This is a genomic window from Aquitalea sp. FG25 (assembly GCF_057809375.1).
Map to the genome: position 1 here is coordinate 1 of NZ_JBMDJV010000061.1, position 1881 is coordinate 1881.

The 1881-nt window shown below is 56.6% G+C and carries 2 protein-coding genes; both read right to left on the reverse strand.

Going from position 1 to position 1881, the window contains the following annotated elements; genetic code table 11:
• On the reverse strand, positions 1-904 hold a 904-nt coding region (locus ACODR9_RS24280), incomplete at its 3' end, for a chemotaxis protein (protein WP_488813253.1).
• Positions 905-939: 35 nt separating this feature from the next.
• Positions 940-1881 (reverse strand): chemotaxis protein (locus ACODR9_RS24285; RefSeq protein WP_488813255.1); only part of this gene is annotated, 942 nt, incomplete at its 5' end.

Consider the following 1881-nt stretch of genomic DNA (forward strand, 5'->3'; position numbering starts at 1 on the left):
CCGGATCGAATTTGGCAACATAGGCATCAACACCCACGCTGGAACCCATGGCCTTGTTGGCGTTGGACGACAGCGAGGAGTGCATGATAACCGGGATGCCTTTGAAGCGGACATCGGATTTGATCAGCTTGGTCAGCACATAGCCGTCCATTTCCGGCATTTCCGCATCCACCAGAATGATCTTCAGGTAGTCGTGCAGACACTCATCCTCGCCCCAGGTGCGGCTGGCCAGCACCTGCAGGCGCTCCCAGGCCTCGCGGCCATTGGTGGCCTGCTGGAACTTGATGCCCATCTTCTCCAGCACGCTGGTGATTTCCTTGCGTGCCACCACCGAGTCATCCACAAAGAACAGATACTGATCGGTTTCCATCTGTGCGGTCGGAATGTCCGGCAGACGCGGTTCGCCCACCACGGTGGCCAGAATCTGCTCCACATCCAGAATGGAAACCAGCTTGCCATCATCCAGTTCGGTAATGGCGGTAATCAGGTTGGAATTGCTGGCGCTGCTGCTGTTCAGCATGTTTTCCGGGGCACGCACGCGGTCCCAGTCCACCCGGATGATGCGATCGACCGAATCCACCAGGAAAGCCTGGGTACTCTTGTTGAATTCGGTGACGATCATGGTGTCGAATTTGCGGTTGTTCTGCTCGGAACCGACAAAGCGGGCCAGCGAAATCACCGGAATGATGTTGCCGCGCAAGGACAGCACCCCCTGCACACCAAAGGGCATGTTGGGGGTTTTGGTGATGGCCGGCGTCTGGGACACCTCGCGCACCTTGAACACATTGATGCCGAAGGTTTCGCGGGTACCCAGCGAAAACAGCAGGATTTCCATCTTGTTGGAGCCGGCAAGCTTGGTGCGGGCGTCCACGCTGGCAAGCAGGGATGCGTCAGTAGCTGACATAGTGAATACCTCTCCCGGATGAAGTCTGTTCTGGTTTAGTTGTTAGTCAGCTTGAGCATTTCGCGCAACTTCATCGACAGCTTCTGGGCTTCAAACTTGGACACATACTCATCCACGCCCACCGACTGGCCCAGCTTCTGGTTGGAGCTGCCGGAGAGGGAAGAGTGCATCAGCACGGGAATGCCGGCAAAGCGCGGATCGCTCTTGATCAGCTTGGTAAGCATGTAGCCATCCATTTCCGGCATTTCCACATCGGTCAGGACCAGATGCAGGGTCTCGTTCAGGCGCTTGCCGGTGAGGTCGGCCTGCATGGCCATTTTTTGCAATTCTTCCCAGGCACGCATGCCGTTGATGGCATAGGCGTACTTGATCTGCATGGCTTCGAGGGTGCGTTCGATCTGCTTGCGGGCGACGGCGGAATCATCGGTAAAGAAGATCATGCGCTCTTCTTTGACCGGCTCGATATTGATGAAATGGTGGGAGTCATCGACCAGCGAGGTTTCGGCCAGGACTTTTTCCACGTCCATCATCATGACGAGGGTGCCTTGATCCAGCTCGGTGACGGCGGTGACCAGACCAGCCATGCGGTTGGTAATCATGTCAGGCGGCACGCGCATGGCGGACCAATCCAGGCGCAGGATGGTATCCACCGCCTCGACCAGAAAGCCCTGAGTGTGGCCGTTGTACTCGGTGACGATCATGATTTCCGGCTTGTTGCTGGTAACGATGCCAGCGTATTTGGCCAGATCGATCACCGGAACCAGCGAGCCACGCAGGCTGACCATGCCTTCGACGGAGGAGGGCATTTCGGGAGCGGAAGTGATTTCGGGGGTGCGCATGACTTCGCGAACTTTGAAGACATTGATGCCGAAAACTTCCTTTCTCCCGGTCCGCTGGTCGTGACCCAGGGAGAACAGCAGGATTTCCAGCTTGTTGGTCCCCGCCAGTTTTGTTCTGGCATCGATTTTTTTAAGAAG